Source organism: Ochrobactrum sp. RH2CCR150, assembly GCA_014138095.1.
GTDB lineage: Bacteria > Pseudomonadota > Alphaproteobacteria > Rhizobiales > Rhizobiaceae > Brucella > Brucella gambitense.
Genome location: JACGXE010000001.1, coordinates 690,632 through 715,894 on the forward strand (window position 1 = coordinate 690,632; position 25,263 = coordinate 715,894).

A 25,263-nucleotide genomic window follows, 5' to 3' on the forward strand; every position below is an offset into this window, starting at 1 on the left:
GTGATCCGAATAGGATTGCAGGCAAAGAAAAAGGGAGCTGTCGACGATATCGTCAGACATACTCCCTTATTCCCTTACTCACCTATTCCCTTAGATCAGCGTGCCCGGCGTCGTTCTGCCGTCGGCTGGAAAGCCATACGGGAGTGGTACTTGCAATAAGGGCTGGATTCGCAGGATTCACTGCCGCAGAAGTGGAAATCCTCGTTTAGCGGATCGCCAATCGGCCACTTGCAGGTGCGTTCGCTGAGCTGCAACAGGGTGAGGCGGCGCGAAATCGGCACCACCACATCCGAAGCCGGCTTGATGACGGTCTCGGTCACCACTTCAGCAGCATATTCCATCTGCAGCGCCGTTGCGCCGACCGTCTTGGTAACGGTTGCCGTGCGCATCGTCGTCGTATGGGTGGTATGCGTGCTGCCGCCCGTATGCTGCGTCACAGGACGCGGCGCTGCTGCAACCGTATTCACTTTCTTGCTGCGTGGAGCAGCGGTCGTCGTCTTGCCACGACCCGAAAGCTTCAGACGGTGTACCTTGCCGATCACTGCATTGCGGCTGACACCGCCAAGCTGTGCAGCGATCTGGCTTGCGCTCAAGCCTTCGCTCCACAGTTTCTTCAGTAGTTCAACGCGTTCGTCTGTCCAGTTCATCGCCCTGGGCTCCAATCAATTTCGTTATCCGGAATCCACCAGTGTTCCCGGATTGCTCCAGGCGCAAACACCATATCTATCCGGGTGACTAGGTCCGCCGCACGAAATGTAGCTTTTTTCTTTAAAGAGAAACTACATTACCGGATGACTCCATGACAAGGGATAGCCCTGTCAGGCAGATTCCATTTTTAGGGTTTTCCCCAACTTGGGTGGCAAAGACGGTTTTTCTTTGGTCCAGTGGTGCATTTTTGAACACCTGGGAGAGCGAAGCCGCCGCACGAACCCTGTCGTGGAAACTGGGCACTATATATAGGGCGTGTGCCGGTCGCGCTACCCCGCTTGCCGAATTGTTGCGGAAAGTCTGATATGCCCATCATGCAAGGCTTGAGCAAAGCTTAGGCAAAGCTCAGACGTGCGGGCATAAAATGCATGAACTCATGCGCAAAGATGAGCGACAATCCGGGCTTAGTTTGATTGACATTTTTTTCGCGAGCGCCAATATACGCCCATGAATAATTGTGCCGCCCGGTGGGCGGCTTTTTATTTCGGCAGGACCGTCACGCGCGAGACGCATGATCCACCTGCTGCAATCCTGTGATAACCGGCTGGAGAGAGGGTCGCGTTATCGCTCAAAATGGCAAAGGCTGACAGTCCGTCTTCCTCGGATATGCAGCATTTAGAAGGGCTTATGGAGGCCTGATTGCAATGACCGACGCTACGACCGTGCAACCGCTTTACGACACCTATAATCGTGCGGCTCTGCGCTTCGAGCGAGGTGAGGGCATCTGGCTGATCACCGAAACCGGCGAGCGTTATCTCGATTTTGCGGCTGGCATCGCGGTGAACTCCCTTGGCCATTCGCATCCACATCTGGTCGAAGCCCTGAAAAATCAGGCTGAAAAGCTGTGGCATCTGTCCAATCTTTATGAAGTTCCCGGACAGGAAAAGCTCGGCCAGCGTCTGGTCGACAACACTTTTGCCGACAAGGTCTTCTTCACCAATTCCGGCGCGGAAGCGCTTGAATGCGCGATCAAGACTGCACGTCGCTATCATTTTGCCAATGGCAATCCGGAGCGTTTCCGGATCATCACCTTTGAAGGCGCGTTCCATGGCCGCACGCTTGCGACCATCGCTGCCGGTGGTCAGGCCAAGTATCTTGAAGGTTTCGGCCCGAAGGTCGAAGGTTTCGATCAGGTGCCGTTCGGCGACGAAGCCGCCTTGCGCGCCGCTATTACCGATGAAACCGCGGGTATTCTGCTTGAGCCCGTGCAGGGCGAGGGCGGTCTGCGCGGCTTCCCGGAAGAATTCATGCGCCTTATCCGCCAGATCTGCGATGACAAGGGCCTGCTTTTGATCCTCGACGAAGTCCAGACCGGCGTTGGCCGTACCGGCAAGCTGTTTGCCCATGAATGGTCGGGCGTCACGCCGGACATCATGGCTGTGGCCAAGGGTATTGGCGGCGGTTTCCCGGTTGGCGCCTGCCTTGCGACGGCTGAAGCCGCCAAGGGCATGGTTGCCGGTGTGCATGGCACGACCTATGGCGGCAATCCGCTGGCAATGGCTGTCGGCAATGCCGTGCTGGACGTCGTGCTGGCTGACGGTTTCCTTGAAAATGTCCAGGCCACCGCGCTTGTCATGAAGCAGGGCCTTGCCTCGATCATCGACCGGTTCCCGAATGTGGTGTCCGAAGTTCGCGGTCGCGGTCTCCTGATGGGTATCAAGTGCGTTGTGCCGAACACCACGCTCATTCAGGCGTTGCGTGACGAGCATTTCCTGAGCGTTGGCGCTGGCGACAATGTCGTCCGTCTGCTGCCGCCGCTGGTCACGACGCCGGAAGAAGCCCGTGAGGCGCTGAACCGCATCGAAACGGCCGTCGAACGGCTTTCCGTCGCAAATCCGATCAGCAAGACGGCGTAATCATGGCTCAGGATAACGGTATCAAGCACTTCCTCGATCTGTCTTCCGTCCCGGGAAGCGAATTGCGCTCCATCCTTGAGGATGCAAAGGTGCGCAAGGCGCGCCTGAAGGCGGGCGAGATTGAAAAGCCATTTGCCGGCAAGGTGCTGGCGATGATTTTCGAAAAGCCCTCGACGCGTACGCGCGTGTCTTTCGATGTCGGCATGCGCCAGCTCGGCGGTGAAACGCTGATGCTCACCGGCTCGGAAATGCAGCTCGGCCGCAGCGAGACCATCGCCGACACGGCGAAGGTCCTGTCGCGCTATGTGGATGCGATCATGATCCGCACCACATCGCATGACCGCATGCTGGAACTGGCCGAATATGCGACCGTTCCGGTCATTAATGCATTGACCGACGATACCCACCCTTGTCAGATCATGGCCGACGTTCTTACATATGAGGAACATCGCGGCTCGATCAAAGGCAAAACCTTTGCCTGGATGGGGGACGGCAACAACGTCCTGCATTCGCTTGTGGAAGCTGCGGCGCGGTTTGACTTCAACGTCAATATCGCGACGCCGGAAGGCAGCGAGCCAAACCAGCACTTTATTGACTGGGCCAGGGCGCACGGTGCGGACATCATGTCCACGACAGACCCGGAGAAAGCGGCAAGCGGTGCGGATTGCATCGTGACCGACACCTGGGTTTCGATGGGACAGGAAGACCGCGCCCGTGGACACAATGTGTTCGTGCCCTATCAGGTCAATGCAAGGCTGATGGCGCAAGCCGACCCGAAGGCGCTCTTCATGCATTGCCTGCCTGCGCATCGCGGGGAGGAAGTGACCAACGAAGTGATCGACGGGCCGCAATCGGTCGTGTTCGACGAAGCCGAAAACAGGCTCCACGCCCAGAAGGCCATTCTGGCTTGGTGCCTGCAAGGCGCGTGATTGGAGTTTTCTGTGGCTGAGGATACCAGCAACGTTCATATCGAAGCCGAAAACGGCCAGTCGGGTCCCAAGCTCGATCTGGGTGATTTCGGCTTTGCCGGCGACGATGCCGTCGTGCCCTTCCAGGTGGAAGGGCTCGATGTGCGCGGTCGCGCGGTTCAGCTTGGCACGAGCATCGACGCTATTCTGAAGCGCCATAACTACCCGCAAGAAGTGGCCCGCCTGCTGGCGGAGGCGACGGTTCTGACCGTGCTACTCGGCACTTCGCTCAAATTCGAAGGCAAGTTCATCTTCCAGACCCAGTCCGACGGTCCGGTGGACATGCTGGTGGTGGATTTCAGCACGCCGCATTCGGTGCGCGCCTATGCGCGTTTCGATGAAGAGCGTCTGAAGGACGCCATCGCTGCAGGAAAGACTGAGCCGGAAGAACTGCTCGGTCGCGGCACGCTGGCCTTCACGGTGGATCAGGGCGCTTATATGCAGCGCTATCAGGGCATCGTGGCGCTTGACGGCTCGACGCTCGAAGAAATCGCCACCACCTATTTCCGCCAGTCGGAACAGATCCCAACCGATCTGAAGCTTAGCGTCGCCAAGCTGGTCGAACGGGGTGCCGATGGCAAGCTCGCCGAGAAATGGCGCGCGGGCGGACTGATCATCCAGTTTCTGCCGGAATCGGAACTGCGCGCGCGCATTCCCGATCTGCCGGGCGGCGATGGCGACGATAATGAAGTCGTGCATCATCCGGTGGATGATGCCTGGGATGAGGCGCGATCGCTGGTCGGGACCATCGAAAGCTCGGAACTGACCGATCCAACGATCGGCTCTGAACGACTGCTCTATCGCCTGTTCCATGAACGCGGCGTGCGCGTTTTCAACGCCATCAAGGTAGTGGATGAATGCTCCTGCTCGCGCGAGAAAATCCAGGGTGTCCTTGCCGGTTTCACCGCTGAGGAAATTCAGGACAGCATTGAGAACGGCAAGGTTTCGGTGACCTGCGAATTCTGCTCGACCAGCTACGAGTTCGACCCCGCGCTGTTTGCGAAGTAATGAATGAGAATAATCAAAAGCCGGGGCGGTTCAGGAGAGCCGCCCCGGCTTTTTCATGTCTGTGATGCAATTGCAGCTCTAGTTCAGCGTGCGGCGCTGCTCTGGCACATCCAGCGAGAAAGCCGGAATATCCACTTCGAAGGTGTTGCCGGTCGGGTTTTGCATCTGATAGCGGCCTACCATCACGCCAGATGATGTGGTCAGTGGGCAGCCAGACGAATACTGGAACGAGTCACCCGGATCGAGAACAGGCTGTTCGCCCACGACCCCGGCGCCGCGCACTTCCTCGACGCGGCCATTGGCGTCGGTAATCTGCCAGTAGCGTGATTGCAGCTGCACCGTGTCGGACGAATTATTGGCGATGGTAATGCGATAGCCCCAGACATAGCGATTGTCTTCGGGGGCGGACTCGTCTTCCAGATAAAACGGCTCAACCGTTACTTCGATCCCCTGCGTCACCGCCCTATACATTGCATCCGCCTTTATCATGTGCCTGATGCCCACCTATCGCCAAAGTTGCGTTGGAGGTCAACGCGAAGCGGCAATCTGGACAGGGTCAGCGAGGCAGATTTTCTGCGTTTGGATCGTTCTTGCGGGGGATTGCAGCGAAAAGGTCACATTTTTTAAGACGAAACACCGTCTTTTGCATAATCCTGAGATAGTTCAGGATGAAAATGGACAGAAATCGAGCTGATGATCCGGCCTGACGGAATCAGGCCGGATCATCCTTTTCTCTATTTAGCGAACCGCTGCCTTCAGCGCTTCTTCGACGTCTTCCATGAGATCGTCGGTATCTTCAAGGCCGACCGAAATACGCAACACGCCATCGGAAATGCCCAGCTCGGCCTTGGCTTCATCGCTGAGGTTCTTGTGCGTCGTGGTGGCCGGATGGGTGATCAGGCTCTTGGCATCGCCCAGATTGTTGGAAATGCTGAACACCTGCAGCGCGTTTTCGAACTTGAATGCAGCATCCTTGCCGCCTTCCAGTTCCAGCGCGATCAGGGTTGAACCGCCCGTCATCTGCTTGGCGATAATATCGGCCTGCGGGTGGTCGGCGCGGCCCGGATAGATAACGCGTTTTACGCCCGGCTTGCCTGCTAGAACATCGGCCACAGCGGCTGCCGACTGCGTCATCTGGCGCACGCGCACGGACAGCGTTTCCAGACCCTTCAGCATGATCCACGAATTGAACGGGCTCATGCCGGGGCCAGTATGGCGGAAATAATCCTGAAGCTCGGTTTCGATCCATTCGCGATCGGACAGCACGATGCCGCCAAGGCAGCGGCCCTGACCGTCAATATGCTTGGTGGTCGAATAGACGACGATATGCGCGCCAAGCTCCAGCGGCTTCTGGTAAAGCGGCGTCGCAAACACATTATCGACGATCAGCTTCGCACCGGCTTCATTGGCTACTTCAGCCACGGCGGCGATGTCGATGATCTCAAGCGTCGGGTTGGACGGGCTTTCGAGGAACATCACCTTGGTGTTCGGGCGAACGGCGGCTTTCCAGTTTGCGATATCCGAGCCGTCGATGATCGAGATTTCCACGCCATAGCGCGGCAGCAAGGTTTCGACGATGTAGCGACACGAACCGAACACGGCGCGCGCGGAAATCACATGATCACCGGCCTTGACCTGACACAGAATGGCGGCGGCGACGGCAGCCATGCCGGAAGCCGTGGCACGGCCTTCCTCGGCGCCTTCCAGCGCGCACATGCGCTTTTCGAACATGTCCGTGGTGGGGTTGGCATAACGCGAATAGATGAAACCCGGATTTTCGCCCTTGAAGCGCGCTTCGGCGGCTTCGGCATCGGGGTAGAGGAAACCCTGCGTGAGGAACATCGCTTCCGACATTTCGGCGAAACCGGAGCGGAGCGAACCGGCGTGCACGAGCTGTGTCGCGGGGCGGAACTTGCGGGTAGTCTCAGTCGTCATTTTTCCAACCTGTCAAAAGCTGGTCGGCCGGGACGCCCAAAAGCGTTTAGTGGCATCTCGGCGGCCAATAAAAAACCGGCCCAAAAGGCCGGTAACGAACCGCGGCCCTTTTTAGCGAATTCTTTAACGTGGCTGCAAGCCGGCCGGCCAAATCACCACGGAACACATTTTCATTATGCCTGTTGCGCAAGGTCGTCAATGCTAGAAGAACCAGATTCGCGGAAAAGCCTGCCTCATCGGTTTGCGATTGAGTTCGATTCCTGCGGAAAACCCCGTTTCTCCGGGCGTGAAGGGTTGGCATCGGGCCTTTGAGTGGTCAAAGGTCTTTTGAAGAATTGCTCAGACTATGGAGTACGAGGTCGATGGCGCAAAAAGATGCGGGAATTCTGGCGGATGCGGATATCGCTGCGCTGTTCGAAAGCGGTTTGCTGGCTTCGCCGCGCCCATTGGATGCCGACCAGATCCAGCCTGCGAGCCTCGATCTCCGCCTTGGCGCAAAGGCCTATCGCGTTCGCGCCTCCTTCATGCCGGGCCCCGGCACGCCGGTCATTGACAAGCTTGAACGGCTCAAGCTGCACGAGATCGACCTGACCGCAGGCGCGGTTCTCGAAACCGGCTGCGTCTATATCGTGCCGCTGTTGGAAAGCCTTTCGCTGTCGCCGGAACTATCGGCTTCCGCCAACCCAAAAAGCTCGACCGGTCGTCTCGATATTTTCACTCGCGTGATTGTCGATGGCGCGCAGGAATTCGACAAGGTGCCTGCCGGTTACAAGGGCCCGCTTTATCTGGAAGTCAGTCCGCGCACATTCCCGATTGTTGCGCGCACTGGCTCGCGCCTGTCGCAGATCCGGTTCCGCAAGGGTCGCGCCCAGCTTGATGAGGCGGAACTCGCCGCGCTGCACGATTCCGAGACGCTGGTGGCTGCTGAAATGCCGAATATTTCCGGTGGCGGCATCGCCCTTTCCGTCGATCTGTCCGGCGGTCCGGACAGGCTGATCGGCTATCGCGGCAAGCACCACACGGGCGTTGTCGATGTGGACAAACGCGCCGCCAATGATGTGCTCGATTTCTGGGAGCCGATCTATGATCGCGGCGCGCGCGAACTGGTGCTCGACCCGGATGAATTTTATATCCTCGTCTCGCGTGAAGCCGTGCATGTGCCGCCGCTCTACGCCGCAGAGATGACGCCTTTCGACCCGCTGGTCGGTGAGTTCCGCGTTCATTATGCGGGCTTCTTCGATCCGGGTTTCGGTCATAGTGCGGCTGGCGGCACGGGCAGCCGCGCGGTTCTCGAAGTGCGCAGCCATGAAGTGCCGTTCATTCTGGAACATGGCCAGATCGTCGGTCGCCTTGTCTATGAGCATATGCTGGACCGCCCGAAGGCGCTTTACGGCACCGATCTTGGTTCCAACTATCAGGCGCAGCAGTTGAAGCTTTCCAAGCATTTTCGTTGACGGCACGAGTAACTCCGCGCAGATATGTGACAAGGGCGGAGGAGAGCGACTGACGTGGCAAACGGAACGGGATTGGACACTAGCCGAAAGCCTGATTTACAGAACGCGCAAGGCGAAGCTCAGCCACGCAGGCTGTCGGTTGGCATTGTAGCGCTGCCGGGTTTTACGCTGACGGCGCTAAGCCTGTTTCTCGATCCTTTCCGTCTGGCTGCCGATGATCGCGACAAGAGCCGCCAGATCCGTTGCGCCTGGAAAATCTGCACGCTGTCCGGCGATCCGGTTGCATCAAGCTCCGGCATGGTGATCGAGCCGACGGCTCCCATCGGCGAACTTGACGAATGCGATTATGTCGCTGTCGTCGGCGGGGTGCTTGCCCAGTATCGTCCGCGCCAGCAGGCATTGATCGATCTCATCAAGCGCGCCGACAAACGCGGCAAGACCGTGGTGGGGCTTTGCACCGCCGCTTTCCTGCTTGCCGAGGGAAACTTGCTTGAAGACCGCAATTGCTGTGTGAACTGGTTCCACCGCGACGATTTTCTCGACCTGTTCGACGGCTATACCGCCGACACGACCAGTCTGTTTCACCGTAGCGGGCGGCACTATACCTGCGCGGGCGGACTGGGAGCGGCGTCGCTGGCTCTCTCGATCATCCAGAACGAGATTTCCGAGGAACTGGCGCGCAAGAGTGCGTCGATCCTGATGATCCCTTACGAGCTGGTCCGTTCCGAACAGCCCGCGCTCAGCTTCAACGGCGTGCGCTCGCCGATGATCCGCAAGGCCATCCGCATTTTCGAGGAAACGCTGGAAGACCCGGTGCCGATGATCGACGTGGCGCGCAGGCTCGGCATCTCGGTACGACAGATGGAACGCGGCTTCCGGCTGGCGCTGGAACGCACGGCCTTCGAAGTGCGCGAAGAATTGCGGGTCAAGAAGGCAAAGGAACTGCTGGCCGAAACAGGATTATCGCTTCTGGAAGTGGCCGTCGCCAGCGGCTTTACAGATACGCGCAGCATGAACCGATCCTTCTCGCGCCAGAAGCAGAAGGCACCACGTGATTATCGTAAGCAAAGATAGTTTCAGACGCCAAACTTGCGGATGTCATCATCACAGCCTATGTCTTGCGCGATGAATCTGTCCGCATGGCGGAAATCGAGACGCAGGAGAGTTGCATGTCTGATGGTGTAAACCGTTTTCTTGGCGATACGCCTGCTCGCATCATTATCAAGCTGGTGCTGATTTCGCTGGTGGTCGGCGTCGTCATGAGCGCGTTCCACTGGACGCCCTATGACATTCTGTGGGGCATTCGCGATTTCTTCCTGCGCCTGTGGAATATGGGCTTCTCCGCCGTCGCCCGTTTTGCGGATTATCTCATTTTGGGCGCTGCCGTTGTCATCCCTGCCTTTATTTTGCTCCGTATCCTCAGCTATCGCAAATAGCAGATATTGGCAGCAGGTTAGGAGCATTTCCAGCAAAAGTGCAAAGCGGTTTTGCGTTGGACAATGCGGCAAATAAAGACATTCGGACGATGCAGCAAAAACAAGGATTTATGCTTTCCCGGCGCGGCTTTCTGGTGCTGGCCGGGGGCGCGGTTTCGCTCTCCGCCTTGCCGTTCGGTGTGGCTGAGGCGGCGACAAATGTGGTCAGCGCGGGCGATCCCACCGGGCTTTTCAACACCATCCGCAAGGCAAACGGTCTTTCGATGATGGCGACCGACTCCAAGCTGGAACAGGCCGCGCTTTTTCAGGCGAAGCGCATGGCAAGCTATGGCAAGATCGGCCACAGCGTCGGCTGGGGCAATGGGTTTGTTGCGCGGTTGCGTCAGGCGGGCATTCGCGGACCTGCGGCTGAAAACGTCGCATCCGGCCAGTCGAGCACCGAGGCGGTGTTTGACGCCTGGATGAAATCGCCCGGTCATCGCAAGAATATGCTCGACCCCACATTCAGCCATTACGGCCTTGCCTGGGCAACACCGGAAAACAAGCCCAATCGGATTTACTGGGCGATGATGCTGGGCCTCTGATCTCCACAAACTCCTGACAGATAGCTGTCAGGAGCTGCGACAATCTATTGGCCGAATTCTCTGTAGTTTCGAGCGATTCCAGAGTAGACGTTCTCGAACAACAAGCATGAATTCGGGGATAGTTGATTATGGATCAGTCGCAGCGCGTTGGAAGCGTTACGAGGCCGTTCGATGTGACGCATCGCATGGTCATGCTGATCGCTATTCCCATGACACTTGCCGCCGTCACGACGCCCCTTCTGGGCCTCGTCGATATGGGCGTGGTTGGCCAGATGGGCAAGGCCGAGCTGATCGGCGGACTGGCCATCGGCGCGCTGGTCTTCGACTTCCTGCTATCAATGTTCAATTTCCTGCGCTCCGGCACCACCGGTCTGGTGGCGCAGGCCATGGGTGCTGAAGACGCCGTCGAAGAACAGGCGATCTTCTGGCGCGCCATCATCATCGCTGTCGCAGCTGGCGTGCTGATGATCCTGACCTTGCCGCTGACACTGGCGGCGGCCTCCAGCTTCATGCATCCGACAAGCGCAACCCAGGAAGCCATGGCGACCTATGTGTCGATCCGCATGCTGGCGGCCCCGGTTGCGCTCATCAATTACTCTGTGCTGGGGCTGGTGCTCGGGCGCGGGCAGGGGCTGCTCGGCCTTGGCCTTCAGGTTCTGCTCAATGGCATCAATATTGTGCTCTGCATCATCCTCGGTCTGGAACTCGGCTGGGGTGTGACGGGCGTGGCATGGGCCACGGTCACCGGCGAAACTGTCGCGGCGATTGTCGGCCTTTTTCTGGTGGTCCGGCATTTCCGCAAGGACGCCACCAGGCGCCCGAGCCGCCAGCGCATTTTCCAGAAGGAAGGCATCGTGCGCATGTTCGCGGTCAATCGCGATATCATGATCCGCTCCTTCCTGCTGCTGACCGCCTTCGCCTTCTTCACACGTGCTGGTTCCGATCTCGGGCCGGTGACACTTGCAGCCAATGCCGTGCTGATGAATTTCTTCCTCGTGGCAGGCTTTTTCCTCGACGGCATGGCGGCAGCTGCCGAACAGATCGTCGGGCGGTCCATCGGCGCCCGCTATAGCCCGGCCTTTGTGCGCGGCGCGAAACTCACCTTTGTCTGGGGGCTGGTGATGGCGAGCATCATCGCCTTCGCGCTTCTGGTTTTCGGTGACCCAATCATCGGCCTCTTGTCCAAAGCCGAGGATGTGCATGCCGAGGCGCTCAAATATCTGCCATGGGCCGCACTGACCGGCATGACCGGGCTGCTCGCCTTCCATATGGATGGTGTCTATATCGGGGCCACATGGTCGCGCGACATGCGCAACATGATGTTCCTGTCGCTGGCCTTCTTCATGGCCGTGCTCTATGCGGCAAAGCCCGCGATGGGCAATCACGGGCTTTGGCTGGCGCTCAATCTGTTCCTGTCGGTACGCGGCATCACGCTTCTGGCGATGCTGCCGCGCCGTTACAGGCTGGAATTCACGAGATAATCAGGCAGGTAGCTGACGCGCTGCCCAGTCTTTTGTGTCGCGGTCGCGCAGCTCAGTGATATTGGCAACGCCTTCGCGTTTGACCGCTGCCGACAGCCCGCGCAGGATATCACTTGGCAAGCCGGGGCCGCGATAGATGAGACCCGTATAAAGCTGTACCAGATCTGCTCCGGCCTTGATCTTGGTCAGGGCGGTTTCAGCGCTGTCGATGCCGCCAACGCCGATCAACGGCATGTCGGGGCCGACACGCTCACGCATGCGGGCAAGAACCACGGTCGACCGTTCGAACAGTGGCGCACCGGAAAGTCCACCGGTTTCATCACGGTTTTCAGCGCTTTTCAGCCCTGTGCGCGACAGGGTGGTGTTGGAAACGATGATACCGTCCAGCTTCTGCTCGGTGGCCTCGGCGGCAATGTCGTCCAGTTCCTCATCGGACAGATCAGGCGCGATCTTGAGGAACACTGGACGCTTCAGCGTGCACATGCTGCCTTCTTCGTTGCGCGCTTCCAGCACACGGCTCAAAAGCTCGCGCAAACTCTCGCGCGCCTGAAGATTGCGCAGGCCCGGCGTGTTGGGCGAGGAAATATTGACGGTGAAATAGCGCGCCAGTTGGTAGAACCGGCGAATGCCCGCAACGTAATCGGCGATGCGATCTTCCGCATCCTTGTTGGCGCCGATATTGACACCGACAATGCCGCTCTTGCCTGCGCGTTGCGACAGGCGCTTGAAAGCTGCCTCGTGGCCCTCATTGTTGAAGCCGAGGCGATTGATGACGGCCTTGTCATCCACGAGGCGGAAAATGCGCGGACGCGGATTGCCGCTTTGCGGGCGCGGGGTGATTGTGCCGATCTCGGTGAAGCCGAAGCCGAGCTTCAAAAGCGCATCCGGCACTTCGGCATTCTTGTCGTAGCCGGCAGCCATGCCGAGCGGATTGGGAAACTGCAAGCCCGCAGCCTTCACCGACAAAGCGGGGTCGCCCGGCGCATTGCAGCTTACGAGCCCGGTTTTCAGCCCGGCAATGGACAGGCCATGCGCCTGTTCGGCGTCGAAAGAGAAGAGGGCGCGTCGGCCGAGAGTTTCAAAAAGTCCGCTCATTCGTCTTTCAGCTCCGGGAAAATATGTAGTCCATCGTCATCGAGCGGCAGGGGCTCGACAGCCACGACCGCGTCAAGCGGCAGGTCCGCATAGAGATGAGGGAAAAGCGCGTCGCCGCGCGAGGCCTCATATTTAAGGTTTTCACCAAGACGGGTCGCGTCCACGCTCACAAGAACCAAGTTGTTCTGGTTTGCGAAATGCTTTGCAGCCGTTTCGCGCACCTGTGTTGCAGTAGAGAAATGGATATAGCCATCGGCAATATCAACCGGCGCGCCGGTAAAGCTTCCAGCCTTTTCCGCTTGCGCCCAGAGGTCGCGCGGGGCGATCTTGTAGATGATCTTGGTCATGCGTGTCCTCTAGACCGAAATTGTCAGGAAATCAAAGTCTGCAACGTTCGATTTTCGTCGCAAAGCTCCCATATGATGACAGGAAGCCAAAGGGAGATCGGATTATGTCGAACAAAAACACCTTTTTTGCTGCGCGTCCCGTCATCCGCGGTCTGGCGGCGGTGGCGCTGGTCGCGCCGGTATTGGCTGCGTCTGGAGCAGTCGCGCAGGAAACTGGCCGCTATCGTCTGGAGCAGACCGAAACCGGTTATGTGCGCCTCGATACCAAGACCGGCGCGATTTCGGTTTGCACCGAACAGTCGCAGGGCCAGATGGTCTGCAAGATGGCAACGGAAGATCGCGAGGCTTATGAAAACGATCTGGCGGATTTGCAGGACCGGGTGAAAGTGCTGGAAGATCGGCTGGCCGCCATCGATCAGAAGGGCGGCAGCGGCAACACGGCATCGGGTCTGCCGAGTGAACAGGAATTCGAACAATCCATGAGCTATATGGAGCGCTTCATGCGCCGCTTTATGGATATCGCCAAGAGCTTCGACAGCGAGCCGGAAAAACCTGCCGAGACAACGCCGACACCGCCCGGCGGGCGCACCTGATCAGGGTTGGAATAGCAAAAAGGCGCCGGATGGCGCCTTTTCTGTGTGTGGTTTAGGCTGCGAAGCGCTTTGTTGCTTCGATCAGCTCATGCACGATGCCCGGCTCGGTCACGGCGTGGCCGCTATCCTCGACGATTTTCAGATCGGCTTCCGGCCACAGTTTCTTGAGCTGCCATGCATTGATGAATGGCGTGCAGATATCGTAGCGGCCATGCACGATCACGCCCGGAATATGCCGGATACGCTCAACATTGCGCAAAAGCTGGTCGTCGGAATCGAGGAAGCCGCGATTCTGGAAATAGTGGCATTCGATGCGCGCAAAGGCGATTGCATATTCATCCGCGCCGAAGGCATCCACGCGCGATGGGTCGGGCAGAAGCGAAATCACCGAGCCTTCCCAGCGCGCCCAGCGACGGGCGGCTTCCAGCTGTACTTTCGGGTCGCGATCCGTCAGGCGCTTGTAATAGGCGGCAATCATGTCGCCGCGCTCGGCTTCCGGGATATGCTCCTGATAAGCTTCGAAGTGATCCGGGAAAATGATGCTGGCGCCGTTAGTGTACATCCAGTCGATTTCGAACCGGCGGAGCATGAAGATGCCGCGCAGCACCGCTTCCGACACACGCTCGGGGTGGGTCTGGGCATAAGCAAGGCCAAGTGTCGAACCCCAGGAGCCGCCAAAGACCTGCCATTTGTCGATGCCGAGATGCGCGCGGATATGCTCCATATCAGCCACCAGATCCCAGGTGGTGTTTTCGCGCAATTCGGCATGCGGTGTGGAGCGACCGCAACCGCGCTGGTCGAACAGGATGATGCGGTAGCGCTCCGGATCGTGCAGGCGGCGCATGGCGGGCGTGATGCCACCGCCGGGGCCGCCGTGAATCATGATCACCGGCTTGCCATCCGGGTTGCCGCACTGCTCAACATGGATGCGATGCAGCGGTGACACCTGCAGCATCTCTTCCTTGAAGGGTTCAATCTCGGGATAAAGCGTATTGCGCGTCATGGAATGCCTTCTGGTTCCCACCCTCTGCTCACGTGCCTGGCGGGGGCCTGCGTTTTTAATTTCCGGCGCAACCCTACCACACAATGCGGCCACATGGCGGCAATGAGAAATGCGAAAACACGTTAGCAACGTGATTTTTGGTTGCTCAGGATAAAAATAGGCATAAAAACTTGATTGGTGGCATTGGATGCACCGCACGGGGAGGAACCACTTGAAATTGGCGCGCGAGGCACATGCACTTTATCATCGCTGACGATCACCCGCTTTTCCGCGGCGCATTGAGACAGGTTCTGTCGGGACAATCCGAAAACGTGGAGATTGTCGAAGTTGGCGATTTCGATGCTGTCAGGAAACTGGTTGCCGAACGCGACGATATCGACCTTCTGCTGCTCGATCTGACCATGCCCGGCGGCGCAGGCCTCTCAGGACTGGTCGCGCTGAAGGCGCTGCAACCGGCCCTGCCGGTGGTGATCGTGTCCGCCACGGATGACGCCGCCACCATTCATCATGCGGTGGAACTGGGCGCATCGGGCTTCATTTCCAAATCGGCCAGCATGGAAACCATCGGCGAGGCGGTTCGCGCCGTGCTGGCAGGCGATATCTGGACGCCAGAAGGGATCGATCTCGATCACCCGAAAGACCCGGAAATCGAAGGGCTGATTGCGCGCCTGCGCACACTGACGCCTCAGCAGACCCGTGTGCTGACCATGCTTGCCGAAGGTCTTCTCAACAAGCAGATCGCTTATGAGCTGAGCGTGTCGGAAGCGACCGTCAAGGCGCATGTTTCGGCGGTGTTGCAGAAGCTTGGCGTCGATAGCCGCACGCAGGCCGTCATTCTGCTGTCGCGCATTGGCAATGATGTGATCAGCAGCTGATCCAGTTTTACTGTGCAGCCGTCTGTGACGAGGTGCTGTCCTGTCGCGCATGATAGAAATGCGACAGCAGCGAGCGCAGAGCCGCCGGACGAAGCGGCTTGTTCAACAGGGTAATATTCTCTTCCTCGGCGCGCTGGCGCACTTCCTTGGACCGGTCGGCGGTCAGCAATATGGCCGGTATTTCCGTTTTGAAATGCTCTCGTGTGTAGCCGATCATGTCGATCCCGTTTTCGTGGATCAGATGATAATCCGCGACGATCACATCCGGCGCGATACTGCGATTGGCGCAGAAAGCTCTCAGCGCCGCGCCGCTGCGCAGCGTGGTCACATTGCAGCCCCAGCCCGAAAGCAGCGTTTCCATGCCGGACAGAATATCGGCATCGTTGTCGATGCACAGCACATCGAGCCCGGTCAGTTCCAGCGCGCGTGCATGGCCGCGACGGCTCCTTGTTTCCTCCGCAGGCACCGGCTCGTTTGAAACCGGAATGCGCAAGGTGAATGTGGTGCCTTTGCCCTGAACCGAGCGCACCGACAGCGGAAATTCCAGCAGCCGGGCAATGCGGTCGACGATGGACAGGCCAAGCCCCAGCCCTTCCGCCTCGCGCATGCCTTCATCAAGGCGGGTGAATTCGCGGAAGACGAGCTTCAGCTTGTGTTGCGGAATGCCGATGCCGGTGTCGAGCACCTGCAGCTCGACAAACGCACCACGCCGCCGGACGCCGAGCAACATGCCGCCGCTGCGGCTATATTTGATCGAATTTGAAACGAGGTTCTGGATCAGGCGGCGCAGCATGTTGCGGTCGGTCTTCACAACGATGCTCGACGGCACCACGCGCAGCTTCAAATCCTTCTTGCGGGCGAGCGGCGTGAAATCGGTGGCGATCTGGGTCAACAGTCTGTCCAGCCGGAACACCGAGACTTCAGGCTTCAGCGATCCGGTATCGAGACGCGAAATATCCAGCACCATGCCCAGAATGGCCTCAACCGCTTCCAGCGAGGAATCGATGTTGCGGGCAAATTCGCTGGTTTCCGAGCGCCCCAGTTTTTCCGATAGCGCGGTGGAATAAAGGCGCGCTGCATTGAGCGGTTGCAGAATATCGTGGCCAGCGGCGGCGAGAAAGCGCGTCTTGCCGAGATTGGCCTCTTCGGCAGCAGCCTGCGCACGCGCCAGCGCCTGATTCACATGCGTCAGCTCTGCCGTTCGGTCAGCCACGCGCTGTTCCAGCATTTCGGCGGCTTTCTGGCGCATCAGGTCGGCTTCGACGGCGGCGGTGATGTCGGTATAGGTCGCGACAATGCCGCCATCCGGCATCGGATTGGATTGGATTTCAAGGGTCTTGGCTGTCGATTTCATCTTCATGCGCAGCGGCTTGCGACTGGCCGTCAGCGAATGGATGATGCTGTTGCGCACATTGAAGGCGATATCTTCGCGACGGACCAAATGCTCGACGATTTCCGAAACGGGGATGCCGACCTGCATCACCTCGTCGGGCAGATTGAGCAGGGTACGGAACTGGCGGTTCCAGAAGGCCAGCCGGAAATCCTTGTCGAAAACCGTGATGCCCTGTTCCATCTGGTCGAGCGCGATCTGCAACAGGTCGCGGTTTTGTTGCAGGGCAGCGGAGGCGTCATCGAGAAGCTGGCGCGCATCCCGCCCGGAAGCGTCGTTGCGTTGCAAAAGCAGCGACAGCACAAGCCGCGCCGAAGCCGTGCCGACTGCCGTGCCAAGCAACTGCTCGGCATAACGGATCAGGGGCGTGTCCACCGTCATGCCCGGGTCTAGCCTGCGCTGTTCGTGGCCTTCGAACCGCAGGAATGCACGCTCGACACGTTCGGCGCCGAGATAGCGCGCCATGGTGGCTTTCAGTTCGGCCACGGTCACCGTCGTGCGAAAGCGCTTCAGGGTTGGCGCGGCGATGGAATAGCGCGGTAGGAAGATGCTGGCCTGAATGCGCTCCAGCGGCGTTGAGGCGCGCGACAGCGAACCGAGAACATAGAACAGCGTGTTGGCGGCAAGGCTCCAGATCACGCCATTGGTCAGCGGCAGCGCATCGGTGCCGAACAGCGCTTCGGGGCGCAGCGCCGTGAAGCCGAGAAAACCGTCGCGCAAAATGGCGGCGTTTTCGGGCGCCATGGTGGGCAGCAGCAGCGTATAGGCCCAGACGAGAAAGCCTGCCGACAGGCCAAGCATCGCGCCGCGCCCGTTGGCATTGCGCCAGAACAGGCCGCCGATGAAGGCCGGAGCAAATTGCGCGATGGCGGCAAAGGACACGAAGCCGATCGAGGCCAGATGAATATTGTTGGAGGTGAAGCGATAATAGGCGAAGGCGAGCGCCAGAATGGCGATGATCGTCACGCGTCGGGTGTTCAGGATGACTTTGGTGAGGTCGGGCTGTTCGGCGGGATGGCGCTTGGCCATGCTGCGGATGAAGAGCGGCAGTACGAGATGGTTGGAAATCATGATCGATAGCGCCACGCAGGCGACGATCACCATGGCTGTCGCAGCCGATAATCCTCCAAGGAAGGCAATAAGCGCCATCCAGTGCGCTTCGGCGGCAAGCGGCAGGGCCAGCACATAAAGATCACCGCTGACCGTGTTGCCAAGCGTCATCACGCCGATCAATGCAATCGGAAACACGAAGATATTGATCAGTACCAGATAGACCGGGAACAGCCACGATGCGGTGCGCAGTTCCTTCTCGCTGCGGCTTTCGACGACCGTGACGTGGAACTGGCGCGGCAGCATGATGATGGCTGCAGCACTGAGAGCCGTCTGGATAATCCAGGTGCCGATGGAGGTCTCGTAGTGAAACGCCTTCAGCGCATCCGTGGACTGCGAAATCTGGTTGATGAGCTGTGAAGGCGAGCCGAACAGGAAGAATGTGCAGGCGAGACCGACCGTCAGGAACGCGCAGAGCTTGATGACGGATTCCACCGCAATGGCGAGGATCAGCCCGTTCTGGTGCTCGGTCGCATCGGTATGGCGCGTGCCGAACAGGATCGCGAAAACGGCAAGCACGGCGGCGACGGCCAGTGAAATATCGCCGAAGATGAAGGCCGGCGGCGCGACGGTGCGGCCATAATGGTCCATCACCAGCCCGACGCTGCCCGCCACTGCCTTCAGCTGCAGGGCGATATAGGGGATCGATCCCACGGCGGCGATGCAGGTGGCAAGCGATGCCACGCCGAAACTCTTGCCGTAACGCGCGGCCAGAAAATCGGCGATGGAGGTGATGCGCTCCGCCTTAGCCAGCCGCACGATATGGCGCAGCAGCCGGTTGCCGAGCGTGAACACTAGAATCGGCCCGATATAGATGCCGAGAAATTCCAGCCCGCGCTGTGCGGAGAGGCCGACGGAGCCGAAGAAGGTCCAGGAGGTACAATAAACCGCAAGGCTCAGCGCATAGACATAGGGACGTGGCGCACTGTTCCAGCGCGACGATCTGCGATCACCGATACTGGCGACAGCAAAGAGAAGCAGCAGGTACAAGAAGGCAGCGCCGATGATTCCCCAGCCTTGCATAGGCGGTTTTATTCCTCTCCCTGTTCTTCAAGTCTGCTTGACGCAAGCACTTTCACGTCAGGCGCGCAAGAATATTGATGGAAAACCGGATGTTTTACCCGTCAATATCCATGTTTATCTTTTCTTTGAATATTTTCGAATACAAACTAAACCAAATACAATTTGATAGAACCGTTCTTCGAGCCTCCCCCTGTCAGGAGCGGTCCTATCATTCACCGTCGGAGCGATCTGACGCCATATTAATTCGACGAGCGCACCGCAGCAACGACGGCCCGGTTATGCAGTCGCACTCGTGAGGGAGACAGGCTAATGTTGAAAGAATTCAGGGAATTCGCTCTCAAGGGCAATATGGTCGATCTGGCCATCGGTGTGATCATCGGCGGCGCCTTCGGTGGCCTCGTCAATTCCATCGTCAACGATATCATCATGCCGATCATCGGTCTGGTCACCGGCGGTATCGACTTCTCGAACATGTTCATCCAGCTTGCCGGTGAGCCGAAGACCACCTTGGCCGCCGCCCGCGAAGCCGGTGCGACCGTTGCTTATGGTAACTTCGTCACCCTGCTGATCAATTTCCTGATTATCGCCTGGGTTCTGTTCCTCGTCGTCAAGGGCATGAACCGCATGAAGAAGAAGGAAGAAGCAAAGCCTGAGCCGGAAGCTCCGCGCGAGGAAGTGCTGCTGACGGAAATCCGCGATCTGCTTTCCAAAAAGGCCTGATCGGGATTTTTCCCTTGGAATGCAAAGCGGAGCCTGCAAAGGCTCCGCTTTCTTTTGGGCATTCATCAATCCCGATGATCGGATCATCACAAAATGCCGAGTGATTTTGTGATCGCGGCTTGCTAAGGCCGATATACACATACCAAGCAGCGCAGGATCATCATGACACTTTTAGCCAGTCTCCGCCGCGAAGCAGCGCAAGCGCCAGAAAGCGGCATTGTCGCCGTTGCCAATCATGGCCGGGGCCGCGAGGGTCTCATTCCGTTGTGGGTTGGCGAGGGCGATCTGCCGACGCCGGATTTCATCCGCGATGCGGCGCAGAAGAGCATCACTGACGGTGAGACCTTCTATACCTGGCAGGCCGGTATTCCTGAACTGCGCGAGGCGTTGGCCCGTTATCATGCGCGTCATTTCCCGCTGCCCCTGCAACCTGAAAATTTCTATGTCACCGGTTCGGGCATGCACGCCATCGAGATGGCGCTGACGGCGACGGTGGGTGCAGGCGAAGAAGCGATTTATCTGTCGCCAGCCTGGCCGAATTTCGTTGGTGCGGCTGGTCTTGCTGGCGCAGTGCCGGTTGCAGTCGAACTGGAGTTCGGCGCGAATGGCTGGGTGCTCGACCCGGAGAAAATCGCTGCCGCCATCACGCCGCGCACCCGCGCGCTGTTCATCAATACGCCGTCCAACCCGACCGGATGGACGGCTGATCGCGAGACGCTGCGTTTCATCCTCGATCTCGCGCGCAAGCACGGGCTCTGGATCATCGCCGACGAGATCTATACGCATTTCTATTATGGCGGCGGCCATGCCCCGTCCTTCATGGAAATCATGGAGCCCGACGACCGCATCATCTTCGTCAATTCCTTCTCGAAGAATTGGGCCATGACGGGCTGGCGCGTGGGTTGGATGACCGTGCATCCTTCCGTCGGTCCTGTGATCGAAAACATGATCCAGTATTCCAATTCCGGCGTGGCGCCGTTCATGCAGCGCGGCGCCGTCGCAGCGCTCGATCAGGGCGAACCGTTTATCGCCATGCAGGTGGAGCGCGCCCGCGCTACCCGCGACAGGCTTTGCTCGGCCTTGCAGGCAACGGGCAAGGTGCGCCTCACGCCGCCGCAGGGCGCGTTTTATCTGTTCTTCGGCGTTGAAGGCGTGACGGATTCCGTCAAGGCGGCCATCGATATGATCGACCGGGCCAATGTGGGGCTCGCACCGGGCAGCGCCTTCGGACAAGGCGGAGAGGCGTTCTTCCGCCTTTGCTTCGGTCGCGCGCCGCATCAGATCGACGAGGCCGCAACTCGGCTGGTGAAATGGATCGAGCAGCTTTAATCTAAAATAAAAGGCCGGTGAAAACCGGCCTTTTTTCATTTAGTGCTTTGCGAAGCGCTTATCCACCGGCTTTGGAAACCATCAGCGGTACGACGCGGTCGGAACTGGCTGCCTGTGGGGCATCGTTTTCAGCAAAGGGAATGCCGAGTGCGTTCCAAACTTCCAGCAGCGCATCCTTCAGCCCGTCGATCAGCGCATCGTCATGCAGCGGCGACGGCGTGATGCGCAGACGTTCGGTGCCGCGTGGCACGGTCGGGTAATTGATCGGCTGGATATAGATGCCATGCACATCGAGCAGCCGGTCACTGGCCTTCTTGCAAAGCTCTGGATCGCCAACCAGCACGGGCACGATATGCGTGTCCGAAGGCATGACGGGCAGGCCCGCTGCCGAAAGCACGTCCTTGGCCTGCTGCGCCTGACGCTGCTGACCATCGCGCTCGACTTGTGATGCCTTGAGATGGCGGATCGAAGCCGTTGCAGCCGCTGCTACCGATGGCGGAAGGGCAGTCGTGAAGATGAAGCCCGGCGCATAGGAGCGAACAGCGTCGATAATGGCGCGTGAGCCGGTGATATAGCCACCCAGCGCACCGAAAGCCTTGGCAAGCGTGCCTTCGATAATGTCGATGCGATGCGCCAGACCATCACGGTCCGTGATGCCGCCGCCGCGCGTGCCGTACATGCCAACGGCATGAACTTCATCGATATAGGTCATGGCATTATACTTGTCGGCCAGATCGGCGATCTTCTCGATCGGCGCAATATCGCCATCCATCGAATAGACGGATTCGAACACGATCAGCTTGGCGCGCGCCGGATCGGCGGCCTTCAACAACTGTTCCAGATGCTCGACGTCATTGTGACGGAAAATCTTCTTCTCCGCGCCCGAACGGCGCACGCCTTCGATCATCGAGGCATGATTCAGCTCGTCGGACAGGATCAGGCAGTTTGGCAACAGGCGCGCAATGGTCGAGATCGAGGCTTCGTTGGAAATGAAACCGGAGGTGAAAACCAGACCGGCTTCCTTGCCGTGCAGATCGGCCAGTTCGGCTTCCAGCTCAACCAGCGGATGGTTGTTGCCGGAAATGTTGCGCGTGCCGCCAGCGCCGGAACCGGCATTGCTTGCGGTGTCGCACATGGCCTTGATCACGTCGGGATGGTGCCCCATGCCGAGATAATCGTTGGAACACCAGACGGTGATTTCACGGGCTGTGCCATTGTTCCGCCAGATCGCGCGGGGGAAACGTCCGACGATGCGTTCAAGGTCGGCGAAAACGCGGTAACGCTTCTCGGCGTGTAACTGATCAATCGCTTCTTCGAAAAACCGGCGATAATCCATCATGCGCTCCTTAGAGGGCAGCGCGACCTTCCGGGCGCACAAAACTCGCTCTAACTATTTGATTCGACGCATCGTGTTTCCGAAAAATCGCTCCCGATTTTTAGGCCGATGCGCTTGTCTTTGCCTTAACTAGCGCTTTTGGCCTTTGGCGTCCATGGCGCGGTTGCGGGCAATTTGCCACGTTTTATTGAAGCAGCATTGATTGAGATCAAGCAAATGCAGCCAAAAGAACAGATATCGGCGTTCACGCATTCTTGTCGGGACATAACACAGCGTGATTCTTGCGGGCATGGATTTGCCAGCAAAAAACACCAATATGTGGCTTAATTAGCATCCCCTGAAAGACATCCCCCGTATGAAGTCTGTTTTGCCGCCCATGCACTATCCAGCGTCAAACGAAACGGATTGGGCCGCCTATTGGCGAGCCTCGTCGGCAGAACAATTCAAGCTGCGCTGGCGTCATGCGCGGCTGTCGGTGCCCAAGAGGCGTGGCAAGGCAAATCTGATCGCATCGTCCGGGAGTTTTGCCGCTTTGCTGCCGGACGATCTGCCGCTGATCTGCGTGGTGCGCAATGCCGCCGCTTATCTGAATTCGTTCCTGCGGTATTACCGCGCGCTGGGCGTCACACGTTTCATCGTCGTGGACGACAAATCGGATGACGGGACAGCTGAGATTCTCGCCAATGCTGCCGATGTCGATCTTTTCGTTTCCGATGTTCGCTATGCGGAGGCCAATCGCGGGCGCGTCTGGCGCGACGCGATATTCAATATTTACGGCCGCCGCCGTTGGTATCTTTCGGTGGATGCCGACGAATTCTTCGTCTTTCCGCGCATGGAAAAGCGCAGTCTGCGCGATTTCATTCAGGAACTGGAAACACACAATATTCGGCGCTGTCTCGCGCCGATGATCGACATGTATCCTGCCGGTCTGCTACGCGACGGCGTTTTTGTCGATGACGGAACGAAATACCCGTTTGAAGTGTCGTCACATTTCGATGGCGACGGCTATACGGTCCGGCAGGAGCGTTTCGGTGTCGCCGTGCGCGGCGGTCCGCGCCAGCGCCTTTTTGGACGCAGCATGCGTCTGTCCAAGTTTCCGCTGATCTGGGTGGACCGCAAGACCGATTACCGCCGGGGCAGCATTCACGGACCGGGCCCTTGCTTCCGCAACTATCTGCCAGTTACCGGCGCGTTGTTGCACTACCGGTTTTCGTCGCGCTCGGTCGAAGAATTTAAACGGATAGCGTCGGAGGGAAGCCACGCAGGCGGATCGGAGCATTACAAGGCTATCGTCGGCAGCGACCAGTTTTCCGACGACCTGTCGCTGGTCTATTCCGGCTCGGTTCAATACACAGGACCGGAATGCCTGGTTGAACGCGGCTTCATGGTGGATTTGCAAAACCTGCCAAAGCCGAACCGGATAGAGCCTGCAAAAGCGAGCTGAAATTGCCCGTTCAGGCTATGACGATCTTCCGCAGGAACTGTAGCCATATATCGTTACGCCGGATCGTCAGGCGCGGAATACCGAACGGGTCGTCCGTGGATTTTGCACGGCGTCTTTCCGTCGTGGTGGCATATTTATAGCCAGCCTGCTCGACGATCTTGCGCGTTCTGGCACTCTCGCCGCCATAGGGATAAGCGAAGGAAATCACTTCCTGCCCCAGCAGATCTTCGATCTTCTCGCGCGATTGCCGGATTTGCACCTCGGCCTCCGCATCGCTGGCGTCGCGCAGATTGATATGGTCGAGTGTGTGGGACCCCACCTCGTGACCGAGTGCGGTCCATTCCCGCATTTCGGCGGTGCTCATGCAATTGGCCCGCGCCACGCCGATTTTCTGATCCCAGAGATTGAAGCCGCCGATCTGGTTGGCGACGAAATAATTCGTGGCTGTAAAGCCAAGTTCCTGCAACACAGGCAGCGCATTGCGGAAGACATTCTCAAAGCCGTCATCGAAGGTGATGACCGCGACTTTCCCCTTTTTGCCGCCATAGATGTAGGGCAGCGCATCCTTGAACGACAATCCCTGATAACCGAGGCGCTTGAGCCAGGTCATCTGGCTGCGAAAGCGGTCGGGATGCACAGTCATGCTACGAAAAGGCGCCTTGTGCCGGGGCGGAACATCGATCTGGTGATAGAGAAGAATCGGAACTGACAAGGCAATCCTCACGAGAATATTCCAGCAAAGCTGCGCGGTTTCGCGGGTCGCGACATGCGCAAGACAAATAGCTAGGACAGTTCTATTTCAAATGAAACCGCTTTATCCTTTAAGAGAGCGGGATTTGATTTTCCAGCGATAGAGCGGACGCAGGATTTCCCGCTTCAGCTTGTCAGGCAGCGAACGGGACTTCTGGATGGTACTGCCGCCCAGCCGGACCGACACTTCGCGCACACCGCCGGGTAGAACGGAAAGCGGCTTCAGCCCCGTCACCCAGTTCATTTGCGCTGTGGTGTCCACCGGCCGGTCAAAGGTCTCGGTCGCGGCCAGCAGCCGCCTGGCAGCCTCGCGCCCGACAAGCTGGGCAACCATGCCGAGGCCAACCGGTACAGGCAGGATAACACGGACGCCGTCGATATTCAGCACTTCCCGGCCTGTTTCCCGCTCGCGGAAGGGGAAGCGGATGAAACTGTCATGGTCGACGAGCTGCAGCGCAGCCTGAAAAGCTGCTGCGAATTCCGGCGTCAGCTCAACATCGTCTTCAAGCACCAAACCGGCGTCAATCTTCTGATCGACAATGGCTTGCCACGCCTTGCGATGCGACAAAAAGCAGGCAATCTCGTTGGTACTGAGGGGAAAGGGGTAATGCGGCTTGTGCACCGAGCGACGATAGACGCGCCGAATGGTGTCTTCATCAAGCACGCGTCCATCGATGGCGTCGATCACGTCTGCCCGCATGGGCAGGCTTTCGATGAGCTGCTCCACCTGCGGCTGGCGATCACTCGCCCGCTTCAGATGGATGATGAAGGCCTTGACGGCCCTTTTCGGGCCGTCATCTAAAATCACGGAGCCGGCC

Annotated in this window: 23 protein-coding genes and 1 riboswitch; of the genes, 13 read left to right on the top strand and 10 right to left on the bottom strand. The window is 58.6% G+C overall.

Going from position 1 to position 25,263, the window contains the following annotated elements; genetic code table 11:
- Window positions 1-95 precede the first annotated feature (95 nt).
- Window positions 96-647: a GcrA family cell cycle regulator gene (locus tag FHW03_RS03105; RefSeq protein ID WP_078337909.1), complete on the bottom strand. Its 552-nt coding sequence runs from the start codon at window positions 645-647 to the stop codon at window positions 96-98.
- Between the two features lie 705 nt (window positions 648-1,352).
- On the opposite strand from FHW03_RS03105, the gene FHW03_RS03110 reads away from it, so the two are divergent.
- The 3 genes from FHW03_RS03110 to FHW03_RS03120 are packed head-to-tail and all read left to right on the top strand — an operon-like array spanning window position 1,353 to window position 4,540.
- The gene (locus FHW03_RS03110) at window positions 1,353-2,564 is read left to right on the top strand and encodes an aspartate aminotransferase family protein (RefSeq protein WP_182519301.1); all 1,212 of its coding nucleotides are present in this window, start codon (window positions 1,353-1,355) and stop codon (window positions 2,562-2,564) included.
- Between the two features lie 2 nt (window positions 2,565-2,566).
- Window positions 2,567-3,493 (top strand): ornithine carbamoyltransferase, encoded by a 927-nt coding sequence (argF, locus tag FHW03_RS03115; protein WP_182519302.1) that lies wholly within the window; start codon window positions 2,567-2,569, stop codon window positions 3,491-3,493.
- A 12-nt stretch (window positions 3,494-3,505) separates the two neighbouring features.
- Window positions 3,506-4,540, top strand: a complete 1,035-nt coding sequence (locus tag FHW03_RS03120) for an Hsp33 family molecular chaperone (protein ID WP_182519303.1) — start codon at window positions 3,506-3,508, stop codon at window positions 4,538-4,540.
- Window positions 4,541-4,618: 78 nt separating this feature from the next.
- Here the strand turns inward: FHW03_RS03120 and apaG are convergent, their stop codons facing one another.
- Complete coding sequence (gene apaG, locus FHW03_RS03125) at window positions 4,619-5,011, bottom strand: Co2+/Mg2+ efflux protein ApaG (RefSeq protein WP_182519304.1); 393 nt, start codon at window positions 5,009-5,011, stop codon at window positions 4,619-4,621.
- Window positions 5,012-5,278: 267 nt separating this feature from the next.
- Window positions 5,279-6,475 carry an O-succinylhomoserine sulfhydrylase gene (locus tag FHW03_RS03130; protein WP_182519305.1) on the bottom strand — a complete coding sequence of 399 codons (1,197 nt, stop codon included), beginning with the start codon at window positions 6,473-6,475 and terminating at the stop codon, window positions 5,279-5,281.
- Between the two features lie 89 nt (window positions 6,476-6,564).
- Window positions 6,565-6,644, bottom strand: a riboswitch (SAM riboswitch).
- A gap of 193 nt (window positions 6,645-6,837) precedes the next feature.
- On the opposite strand from FHW03_RS03130, the gene FHW03_RS03135 reads away from it, so the two are divergent.
- The 5 genes from FHW03_RS03135 to FHW03_RS03155 all read left to right on the top strand — a co-directional run bounded on the left by FHW03_RS03135 (window position 6,838) and on the right by FHW03_RS03155 (window position 11,430).
- Window positions 6,838-7,929: a 2'-deoxycytidine 5'-triphosphate deaminase gene (locus FHW03_RS03135; protein WP_182519306.1), complete on the top strand. Its 1,092-nt coding sequence runs from the start codon at window positions 6,838-6,840 to the stop codon at window positions 7,927-7,929.
- 72 nt (window positions 7,930-8,001) lie between these two features.
- The gene (locus FHW03_RS03140) at window positions 8,002-9,003 is read left to right on the top strand and encodes a GlxA family transcriptional regulator (RefSeq protein WP_182519427.1); all 1,002 of its coding nucleotides are present in this window, start codon (window positions 8,002-8,004) and stop codon (window positions 9,001-9,003) included.
- A 95-nt stretch (window positions 9,004-9,098) separates the two neighbouring features.
- Window positions 9,099-9,365, top strand: coding sequence for a DUF6460 domain-containing protein (locus FHW03_RS03145; protein ID WP_182519307.1), 267 nt, complete (start codon window positions 9,099-9,101; stop codon window positions 9,363-9,365).
- An 89-nt stretch (window positions 9,366-9,454) separates the two neighbouring features.
- The gene (locus FHW03_RS03150; RefSeq protein WP_182519308.1) at window positions 9,455-9,949 is read left to right on the top strand and encodes a CAP domain-containing protein; all 495 of its coding nucleotides are present in this window, start codon (window positions 9,455-9,457) and stop codon (window positions 9,947-9,949) included.
- 128 nt (window positions 9,950-10,077) lie between these two features.
- Entirely contained in the window at window positions 10,078-11,430 is a 1,353-nt protein-coding gene (locus FHW03_RS03155) for an MATE family efflux transporter (protein WP_182519309.1), read from the top strand.
- Here the strand turns inward: FHW03_RS03155 and FHW03_RS03160 are convergent, their stop codons facing one another.
- Complete coding sequence (locus FHW03_RS03160; protein ID WP_182519310.1) at window positions 11,431-12,525, bottom strand: quinone-dependent dihydroorotate dehydrogenase; 1,095 nt, start codon at window positions 12,523-12,525, stop codon at window positions 11,431-11,433.
- Window positions 12,522-12,872 (bottom strand): DUF952 domain-containing protein, encoded by a 351-nt coding sequence (locus FHW03_RS03165; protein ID WP_182519311.1) that lies wholly within the window; start codon window positions 12,870-12,872, stop codon window positions 12,522-12,524. The genes FHW03_RS03160 and FHW03_RS03165 overlap by 4 nt, the downstream gene beginning before the upstream one ends.
- Before the next feature lie 104 nt (window positions 12,873-12,976).
- On the opposite strand from FHW03_RS03165, the gene FHW03_RS03170 reads away from it, so the two are divergent.
- The gene (locus tag FHW03_RS03170; RefSeq protein ID WP_182519312.1) at window positions 12,977-13,465 is read left to right on the top strand and encodes a hypothetical protein; all 489 of its coding nucleotides are present in this window, start codon (window positions 12,977-12,979) and stop codon (window positions 13,463-13,465) included.
- Window positions 13,466-13,517: 52 nt separating this feature from the next.
- Here the strand turns inward: FHW03_RS03170 and pip are convergent, their stop codons facing one another.
- On the bottom strand, window positions 13,518-14,468 hold the full coding sequence (pip, locus tag FHW03_RS03175) for a prolyl aminopeptidase (protein WP_182519313.1): 951 nt from the start codon (window positions 14,466-14,468) through the stop codon (window positions 13,518-13,520).
- Between the two features lie 233 nt (window positions 14,469-14,701).
- On the opposite strand from pip, the gene FHW03_RS03180 reads away from it, so the two are divergent.
- Window positions 14,702-15,343: a response regulator transcription factor gene (locus FHW03_RS03180; RefSeq protein WP_182519314.1), complete on the top strand. Its 642-nt coding sequence runs from the start codon at window positions 14,702-14,704 to the stop codon at window positions 15,341-15,343.
- 7 nt (window positions 15,344-15,350) lie between these two features.
- On the opposite strand, the gene FHW03_RS03185 is transcribed toward FHW03_RS03180, so the two are convergent.
- The gene (locus FHW03_RS03185) at window positions 15,351-18,866 is read right to left on the bottom strand and encodes a PAS domain-containing hybrid sensor histidine kinase/response regulator (protein ID WP_182519315.1); all 3,516 of its coding nucleotides are present in this window, start codon (window positions 18,864-18,866) and stop codon (window positions 15,351-15,353) included.
- 309 nt (window positions 18,867-19,175) lie between these two features.
- Between FHW03_RS03185 and mscL the strand changes: the two genes are divergently transcribed.
- Together mscL and FHW03_RS03195 are read left to right on the top strand one after the other, a co-directional pair.
- Window positions 19,176-19,586 (top strand): large conductance mechanosensitive channel protein MscL, encoded by a 411-nt coding sequence (gene mscL / locus FHW03_RS03190; RefSeq protein ID WP_138786014.1) that lies wholly within the window; start codon window positions 19,176-19,178, stop codon window positions 19,584-19,586.
- Between the two features lie 162 nt (window positions 19,587-19,748).
- Entirely contained in the window at window positions 19,749-20,915 is a 1,167-nt protein-coding gene (locus FHW03_RS03195; RefSeq protein ID WP_182519316.1) for a pyridoxal phosphate-dependent aminotransferase, read from the top strand.
- 58 nt (window positions 20,916-20,973) lie between these two features.
- Here FHW03_RS03195 and hemA read toward each other — a convergent pair whose 3' ends face one another.
- Window positions 20,974-22,251, bottom strand: a complete 1,278-nt coding sequence (gene hemA / locus FHW03_RS03200; protein WP_138786083.1) for a 5-aminolevulinate synthase — start codon at window positions 22,249-22,251, stop codon at window positions 20,974-20,976.
- Between the two features lie 355 nt (window positions 22,252-22,606).
- On the opposite strand from hemA, the gene FHW03_RS03205 reads away from it, so the two are divergent.
- Window positions 22,607-23,695, top strand: a complete 1,089-nt coding sequence (locus FHW03_RS03205) for a glycosyltransferase family 2 protein (RefSeq protein WP_182519317.1) — start codon at window positions 22,607-22,609, stop codon at window positions 23,693-23,695.
- A gap of 10 nt (window positions 23,696-23,705) precedes the next feature.
- Here FHW03_RS03205 and FHW03_RS03210 read toward each other — a convergent pair whose 3' ends face one another.
- Both FHW03_RS03210 and FHW03_RS03215 read right to left on the bottom strand, forming a co-directional pair.
- Window positions 23,706-24,407 carry a polysaccharide deacetylase family protein gene (locus FHW03_RS03210; RefSeq protein WP_182519318.1) on the bottom strand — a complete coding sequence of 234 codons (702 nt, stop codon included), beginning with the start codon at window positions 24,405-24,407 and terminating at the stop codon, window positions 23,706-23,708.
- Window positions 24,408-24,509: 102 nt separating this feature from the next.
- A complete protein-coding gene (locus tag FHW03_RS03215; RefSeq protein WP_377513986.1) occupies window positions 24,510-25,253 on the bottom strand; it encodes a glycosyltransferase family 25 protein in 744 nt (247 codons plus the stop codon).
- Window positions 25,254-25,263: the final 10 nt, after the last annotated feature.

What these genes read in the sequence shown, in the direction of transcription:
- FHW03_RS03105 (WP_078337909.1), bottom strand. Translation starts at nt 647, where the DNA reads ATGAACTGGACAGACGAACGCGTTGAACTACTGAAGAAACTGTGGAGC.
- FHW03_RS03110 (WP_182519301.1), top strand. Translation starts at nt 1,353, where the DNA reads ATGACCGACGCTACGACCGTGCAACCGCTTTACGACACCTATAATCGT.
- argF (WP_182519302.1), top strand. Translation starts at nt 2,567, where the DNA reads ATGGCTCAGGATAACGGTATCAAGCACTTCCTCGATCTGTCTTCCGTC.
- apaG (WP_182519304.1), bottom strand. Translation starts at nt 5,011, where the DNA reads ATGTATAGGGCGGTGACGCAGGGGATCGAAGTAACGGTTGAGCCGTTT.
- FHW03_RS03130 (WP_182519305.1), bottom strand. Translation starts at nt 6,475, where the DNA reads ATGACGACTGAGACTACCCGCAAGTTCCGCCCCGCGACACAGCTCGTG.
- FHW03_RS03135 (WP_182519306.1), top strand. Translation starts at nt 6,838, where the DNA reads ATGGCGCAAAAAGATGCGGGAATTCTGGCGGATGCGGATATCGCTGCG.
- FHW03_RS03145 (WP_182519307.1), top strand. Translation starts at nt 9,099, where the DNA reads ATGTCTGATGGTGTAAACCGTTTTCTTGGCGATACGCCTGCTCGCATC.
- FHW03_RS03150 (WP_182519308.1), top strand. Translation starts at nt 9,455, where the DNA reads ATGCAGCAAAAACAAGGATTTATGCTTTCCCGGCGCGGCTTTCTGGTG.
- FHW03_RS03155 (WP_182519309.1), top strand. Translation starts at nt 10,078, where the DNA reads ATGGATCAGTCGCAGCGCGTTGGAAGCGTTACGAGGCCGTTCGATGTG.
- FHW03_RS03160 (WP_182519310.1), bottom strand. Translation starts at nt 12,525, where the DNA reads ATGAGCGGACTTTTTGAAACTCTCGGCCGACGCGCCCTCTTCTCTTTC.
- FHW03_RS03165 (WP_182519311.1), bottom strand. Translation starts at nt 12,872, where the DNA reads ATGACCAAGATCATCTACAAGATCGCCCCGCGCGACCTCTGGGCGCAA.
- FHW03_RS03170 (WP_182519312.1), top strand. Translation starts at nt 12,977, where the DNA reads ATGTCGAACAAAAACACCTTTTTTGCTGCGCGTCCCGTCATCCGCGGT.
- pip (WP_182519313.1), bottom strand. Translation starts at nt 14,468, where the DNA reads ATGACGCGCAATACGCTTTATCCCGAGATTGAACCCTTCAAGGAAGAG.
- FHW03_RS03180 (WP_182519314.1), top strand. Translation starts at nt 14,702, where the DNA reads ATGCACTTTATCATCGCTGACGATCACCCGCTTTTCCGCGGCGCATTG.
- FHW03_RS03185 (WP_182519315.1), bottom strand. Translation starts at nt 18,866, where the DNA reads ATGCAAGGCTGGGGAATCATCGGCGCTGCCTTCTTGTACCTGCTGCTT.
- mscL (WP_138786014.1), top strand. Translation starts at nt 19,176, where the DNA reads ATGTTGAAAGAATTCAGGGAATTCGCTCTCAAGGGCAATATGGTCGAT.
- FHW03_RS03195 (WP_182519316.1), top strand. Translation starts at nt 19,749, where the DNA reads ATGACACTTTTAGCCAGTCTCCGCCGCGAAGCAGCGCAAGCGCCAGAA.
- hemA (WP_138786083.1), bottom strand. Translation starts at nt 22,251, where the DNA reads ATGGATTATCGCCGGTTTTTCGAAGAAGCGATTGATCAGTTACACGCC.
- FHW03_RS03205 (WP_182519317.1), top strand. Translation starts at nt 22,607, where the DNA reads ATGAAGTCTGTTTTGCCGCCCATGCACTATCCAGCGTCAAACGAAACG.